Annotated in this window: 7 protein-coding genes; 4 read left to right on the top strand and 3 right to left on the bottom strand. The window is 36.2% G+C overall.

From position 1 onward, the window contains the following. Positions 1-44 precede the first annotated feature (44 nt). Entirely contained in the window at positions 45-299 is a 255-nt protein-coding gene (locus CWS20_RS22285; RefSeq protein WP_066193853.1) for a hypothetical protein, read from the bottom strand. Positions 300-581: 282 nt separating this feature from the next. On the opposite strand from CWS20_RS22285, the gene CWS20_RS22280 reads away from it, so the two are divergent. From CWS20_RS22280 to CWS20_RS22265, 4 genes are all read left to right on the top strand, one after another. Continuing rightward, the gene (locus CWS20_RS22280; protein WP_241504244.1) at positions 582-1,412 is read left to right on the top strand and encodes a hypothetical protein; all 831 of its coding nucleotides are present in this window, start codon (positions 582-584) and stop codon (positions 1,410-1,412) included. A 176-nt stretch (positions 1,413-1,588) separates the two neighbouring features. Further along, positions 1,589-1,954 carry a DUF4181 domain-containing protein gene (locus tag CWS20_RS22275; protein WP_241504245.1) on the top strand — a complete coding sequence of 122 codons (366 nt, stop codon included), beginning with the start codon at positions 1,589-1,591 and terminating at the stop codon, positions 1,952-1,954. 1 nt (position 1,955) lies between these two features. Further along, the gene (locus CWS20_RS22270; RefSeq protein WP_241198681.1) at positions 1,956-2,234 is read left to right on the top strand and encodes a hypothetical protein; all 279 of its coding nucleotides are present in this window, start codon (positions 1,956-1,958) and stop codon (positions 2,232-2,234) included. Positions 2,235-2,664: 430 nt separating this feature from the next. Further along, positions 2,665-4,167 (top strand): malate:quinone oxidoreductase, encoded by a 1,503-nt coding sequence (locus CWS20_RS22265; RefSeq protein WP_066193861.1) that lies wholly within the window; start codon positions 2,665-2,667, stop codon positions 4,165-4,167. 29 nt (positions 4,168-4,196) lie between these two features. Here CWS20_RS22265 and CWS20_RS22260 read toward each other — a convergent pair whose 3' ends face one another. Both CWS20_RS22260 and CWS20_RS22255 read right to left on the bottom strand, forming a co-directional pair. Next, positions 4,197-4,460, bottom strand: a complete 264-nt coding sequence (locus CWS20_RS22260) for a hypothetical protein (RefSeq protein ID WP_066193864.1) — start codon at positions 4,458-4,460, stop codon at positions 4,197-4,199. A gap of 591 nt (positions 4,461-5,051) precedes the next feature. Beyond that, positions 5,052-5,936: a LysR family transcriptional regulator gene (locus tag CWS20_RS22255; RefSeq protein WP_066193867.1), complete on the bottom strand. Its 885-nt coding sequence runs from the start codon at positions 5,934-5,936 to the stop codon at positions 5,052-5,054. Positions 5,937-6,000 lie beyond the last annotated feature (64 nt).

The following is a 6,000-nucleotide window of genomic DNA, read 5'->3' as shown; positions in this document are numbered from 1 at the left end:
CTGAAGCAGCTCGCTTGCAGCATGTTCAGAGTAATAAACTACCCTTATTCTCCTTCCTCATCATATGGTTGGTGCTTAATCTCAATGGTGCGAGTTGAGAAATCTACTTTATGCTGCAAATTATACACGCTGTGATGAAACTCTAGTGATGATTCATTAACTGTGAACATGCCGACATGGTCATTTTCTCCATCGATAATTGAATATTTATTTTGAGCTTCAGTATCGACGAATAAAGTGTACTTTTCATGAAAAATTAGATTCCACTCATCTGCTAATTTTACTTGTTTAGTTTGCATAAAAACCTCCAAAATTTATTATAAATACCATATTATTGTAATATTTAGTTAGCAAATTGGCAACCATTTTGACATTTTAAGAGAGTAGGAAATCATAAATCTTCATAACTTGAAACTCTACAAGACGTTATTCGTATTATTAATAACCTGGATGTGAAGGAGAGGATTGCCATATTTACCGACTTAAATACAAGATTGATAAAAGTAAAAGACGATATAAGGAAAAAAGCAAAGTATAAGGATCATTTAGAGCGGTTAAACGCGAATTTGTATCAAGGAGAAATGAAAAAAGACAAATTGGAACAGCAATTGATAAAGAAAAAAGAAGATGTTACGCGTTTAGAAAATTTTTCGTTGACAAATATTTTCTTTACGATAATAGGAAAAAAACTCGAAAAGCTAGACAACGAGCAGCAGGAATTACTTGCTGCGAAGTTAAAATATACGGAAGCATTAGAGACCATTGAAGATATTGAGGGGGAGATTAACCAGTTTCATGAAAAATTGTTGCTTGTAGCAAATGCAGAAAACGAGTATGAGGAAATCCTTAAAGAGAAAGAACGGTTAATCCATGATAATCATTCGTTTTGGAGTGAAACCCTTTACGCGCTTACAGATAAAGAAGCTGATATTTATGCCAGTCTAACAGAATATGATGAGGCTATTTCAGTTGGTAAGCAGGCGGTTCAGTCTTTGAAGGAAGCATTAGATTCGCTCACATCAGCACAGAATTGGTCAACATTTGATATGTTTGGCGGAGGAATCATTTCAACATCGGTGAAGCATAATCGTTTTGATGCGGCCAAATCTCATATACATCATGCCCAAAGTTTGCTCAGACAGTTTCAAGAGGAGCTGCTAGATATAGACAAACATTTCCATTCTAACTTTGAGACAGGTGAATTGTTAACCTTCGCAGACTATTTCTTCGATGGCATCATTGCTGATTGGATTGTACATGGAAAAATAAATGATTGCTTTCAGCAAACCGAAAAGGCAAAGTCTTATGTTTCAAAAATCTTGCAGCAAATTATAGGGCAGAAAAATGATTTGGAAACTGATTTGATTAATATCCATGCAGAACGCATTAAAATATTTGAATCCTCGAAATAGAGAATAAGATAAAGAGGTAATCGTTTTTATGCCAGCTTCTTGCAGCTCTAAAGCCATAATCCTTTTAGGAAAAGTTTCTTATAGTAGATAAAAATGGTTATATAAGGTTATTATGTTAAGATGAAATTAATTGGTAAATTTAGTGAAATGCATAGCGGGGGATCTATTTGTTGCGAGTGATTCTGATTTTTATATTTATCCTTATTTTGGCCATTGTTGCAGAACGCTGGCTGAGAAAGAAATATAAGATTGATAAGCGGAAGGGGATTATTTACAAAGGGGTTAACACATTTCAGAGGTGGATAGAGGGATTGTTATTTGTAGCCTTTCTTATTGCAATAATGTTTGTTGATAACGCTCCTCTAGTATTAATAGCTTTTATTCTAATTTTAACGAGCTTCCGCGCTGTAATGGAATGGAAATTTGAAAGAAGCAAAAAGGAATATATTATCACAACTTTTTCTATTTTTATTATCTTGCTGACATTGGGTATATGCTTTTATATTGATATCATTCAATTAAATGGATTGTGGGAGGAATGAAATGCTCGATTCATTTTTAGCCGATGAAATATTTGACCAAGTAATTTATGAGGGTATTATTGATTTTATCATTTCTTCTAACATTAGGAATGGAGAATATGAAGGCAATCGATTTATTATTAAAAAGATGGACCTTTATAACTTCATCATTTTTGATGAATATGAGATAGATGGGAAAAAGAGCATCGGTATTTCATTTTCCATTCCTAAAAAGCGATTAACAAAAGTGATCAATGGCTATGCGGAAAAACAAGGCTATAAACTAAGACATCATGAATAATGGAAAAATGTTAAAACTAAAGGTTGCTTCGGCAGCTTTTTTTGTTGGAAGAAATGTGTGCGAAAAATAGCGAAGAGGTGTATGATCGTTAGTGGGTGCAGAGATAATACTTACTTTTTTAACAAATTAGAAAGGTTGTTTTTTCATAACTGCTTTCCCTAGGGATTTTTATGGCTGCTCTGTATTAAGCACGATGATAAAAAACCATTCTTTAGAAAACAGTCTTTTGAAAAAATAATCGACAATGGTCCAATGGAATAGTTTAGGAGCTTTAAAATAACTTATAATTATCATATAATAGTATATATGCTTAATCTTTAAATAATTATGATACACTATTATATGGGTTTTTATTTTAGGTAGAAAAGGTGTGACGCCTGAACGACGCCTACATCCTTTCTGCAATACTAGGGGTATAAGGAAGGTTAGTATGAGCCACAGAGAAACTAAAACAGACGTTATCTTAATTGGTGCTGGAATCATGAGTGCAACATTGGGGACACTTCTGAAAGAATTAGTACCTGAATGGAAAATTACAGTATTTGAGAAACTCTCAAGCGCAGGAGAGGAAAGCTCTAACGAATGGAATAATGCAGGAACGGGACATGCAGCACTGTGCGAGCTTAACTACACAGTCGAAAAACCGGATGGAACTGTCGATATTAGTAAAGCGATAAATATTAATGAACAGTTCCAGGTTTCAATGCAGTTTTGGTCTTATCTGGTAAAGTCCAAGCTGATAAAAAATCCACAGGATTTTATCATGCCATTGCCTCACATGAGTATGGTAGAAGGACAACAAAATGTAACTTTTTTAAAGAAACGTTTTGAAGCCCTTTCAAAAAATCCGTTATTTCAGGGGATGGAATTTTCCGATAATCCGGAAAAGCTGAAAGAATGGATTCCGCTTATTATGAATGGCCGCACTTCAAATGAACCTATCGCGGCAACGAAAATCGACTCTGGAACTGATGTCAACTTTGGAGCTTTAACGCGTATATTGTTTGACCACTTACAGAGCAAAACTGTCGATATTAATTACAAACATAGTGTGAATGATATTAAGCGTACGAACGACGGCTTATGGGAATTAAAGGTGCGCAATATCGAAAGCGGAGAGGTTGAACGCCATACTGCTAAATTCGTCTTTATTGGAGGCGGAGGAGGAAGCTTGCATTTACTGCAAAAATCCGGCATTCCTGAAGGGAAACATATTGGCGGATTCCCGGTAAGCGGAATATTTATGGTGTGCAATAATCCGAATGTTATAGCAGAGCATCATGGAAAAGTATACGGAAAAGCGAAGGTTGGCGCTCCACCAATGTCTGTTCCGCATCTTGATACGCGATTTATAGACAATAAAAAATCATTACTATTTGGACCTTTTGCCGGTTTCTCACCAAAGTTCTTAAAAACCGGTTCAATGTTTGATTTAATCACCTCTGTAAAACCGGATAATCTATTAACTATGCTGTCTGCCGGTGTAAAAAGCATGTCTTTAACAAAGTACTTGATTCAGCAAGTGATGCTTTCGAAAGAAAAGCGTATGGAAGAATTACGCGAATTCATCCCGAACGCCAAAAGCGAAGATTGGGATTTAGTCGTAGCAGGACAACGTGTACAAGTGATAAAAGATACTGAAGCTGGCGGCAAAGGGACGCTTCAATTTGGTACTGAGGTTGTTAGCGGAGCTGATGGTTCGATAGCAGCATTGCTCGGCGCTTCACCGGGTGCTTCTACTGCCGTTCATGTCATGCTTGAAGTAATGAGAAAATGTTTCCCTGACCATATGGATGAATGGGAACCGAAAATTAAAGAAATGATTCCTTCTTATGGGCTATCATTAATGGGGAATCCAGATCTTCTGAACAATATTCATATTTCAACAGCGCAAGAGCTTGAACTAAGCGAGAAGAAGCCGATCGTTAGCTAAATCTAAAAGTTTAGCCGAAGTTTTAACTTCTAAACAAAAGATAAATATAAAACATAAAACCTTTTATCCAGCTTTGGATCAAAGGTTTTTTTCTTATTTAGCCTTTGAGCTTGAAGGACTGGCTTATCTTTAATAGGTAGCCAGTTATAATTTACCGCCATGTTTTTAAGTGATATGGCTACATCTTCTGCCTCTTTGCTGCAATCTGACTGAATCCATTTAGCGTAAAAACCAATAGTGCCATAGCTTGAAAAGGAAGCAAAAGTATCATCTTGATAATTGCTTTCTCCCACAATGGCTGATTGGAAACGTATTACAAAAGTGAATTCCTTAGGAACAGCCTACATTTTAGATGAATTCATAAAATTAGCCGTACAAGGAACAGCTGCGGTGTATGTATCGGTTCAATGAGCGCCCATCGCAATCACTTGAAGGTTAAATCTAAAGAGTGGCTGTCTTATACCCTTTTGGAGCTAGCTAGATACTTATCAAATGAAGGCATTCCTTTAAAACAAGGAATGCCTTTTAGCTATGTAAGAAAAAATTTGCGCAGACAAGATTTATAGACATTGAGCAATTAGTGTTTTTTGGGGGGAGGAATGCATAAATAACCAGCAGCAATTGAAGCTTTCAGATGAGACACTCAGAAGATATGTCTAAAGATATGGTTAATGCAACTTACCGAAAACAGCCTCCGCATATGACAAGGGGCTTGCGGGCTTGGAAAAAGCGCTCAAAAGCAAGCAAATAGCATTGAAAGGTAGATAAGATGACTGCAAAACGCCCAACAGCGAGATAATTGGAGAAGAAGATAATCAATGGGAATATAAGTGTTGATGAAACAGTCAAGGCAAAGCAATATAGAAAGTGAGTAAGTTAATGCCTTATTTTGTTTGATTATATTTCTCAAATACAAACGATTTAAATTTATCATTTGCAGGTGAAATATATCTCCCTTCAACCCAGGCTAAGCCAATTCTCCTTTGGCTCATCGGCCAACTTAATGGGATTTGTAATAATTTGCTTTTATCTATTCCTTTTAAATCCGGTAAAATAGATATCCCTAATCCAGCAGCGACAAGCGCTGCCACCGTATCTGCTTCCTCTCCTTCAAAGGTTATATCCGGTGTTATTTCTACCTCCTGAAATAATTGCTCTACAGTAATTCTAAGGGAAAAACCTTTTTTTAAATGAATAAACGGTTCATTTGCTAATTGTTCTAACTTTATGCTTTGATAATTAGCGAATTTATGATTTTTTGGAACTATAACAAAAAGCTCCTCACTCCATAGTTCTTCCCATCGGACTGGATGCTTAACATCATTCGGGGCAATGAGGCAAAGGTCTATTTCTCCAGATTGCAACTGGTCAAGCAGTATATGTGAAGGACCTTGCCCAAGTTTAAATTTTATCTTGGGATAATCCATACGAAAGCTGGAAATTAGATCTGGTATGAGATTAGTACTGAGTGTATGCAAAAAACCAAGTGATATCGTTCCTGATTCAGGCTCTAGCAAATCTTGTATTTCCTTCTTTCCTTCGTTGAACTCTTTCATTATATTTTCCACTCGCTCTAAAAAAATCTGACCAAATTGATTTAGTCTAATCGTGCGCCCTTGACGATCAAATAATGGAACACCCATTTCATCCTCTAATCTGGCAATTGAACGACTAAGTGCAGATTGAGAAATCGAGAGGACTTCTGCCGAACGGGTAACATGTTGTGTTTGTGCGAGTGTTCGGAAGTATTCCAACTGCTGCAAATCCATTAGTGGGCCTCCTTCATCATAAAGACTATTAATTAATTACATTTTTGCATTAAAATCATTATTA

The sequence above is a fragment of the Cytobacillus horneckiae genome (assembly GCF_002835735.1).
Lineage (GTDB): Bacteria > Bacillota > Bacilli > Bacillales > Cytobacillaceae > Cytobacillus > Cytobacillus horneckiae.
Note: the sequence above shows the minus strand (reverse complement) of the source record. Positions and strands in the feature narration are given on the sequence as shown.

What these genes read in the sequence shown, in the direction of transcription:
- CWS20_RS22285 (WP_066193853.1), bottom strand. Translation starts at nt 299, where the DNA reads ATGCAAACTAAACAAGTAAAATTAGCAGATGAGTGGAATCTAATTTTT.
- CWS20_RS22280 (WP_241504244.1), top strand. Translation starts at nt 582, where the DNA reads ATGAAAAAAGACAAATTGGAACAGCAATTGATAAAGAAAAAAGAAGAT.
- CWS20_RS22265 (WP_066193861.1), top strand. Translation starts at nt 2,665, where the DNA reads ATGAGCCACAGAGAAACTAAAACAGACGTTATCTTAATTGGTGCTGGA.
- CWS20_RS22270 (WP_241198681.1), top strand. Translation starts at nt 1,956, where the DNA reads ATGCTCGATTCATTTTTAGCCGATGAAATATTTGACCAAGTAATTTAT.
- CWS20_RS22255 (WP_066193867.1), bottom strand. Translation starts at nt 5,936, where the DNA reads ATGGATTTGCAGCAGTTGGAATACTTCCGAACACTCGCACAAACACAA.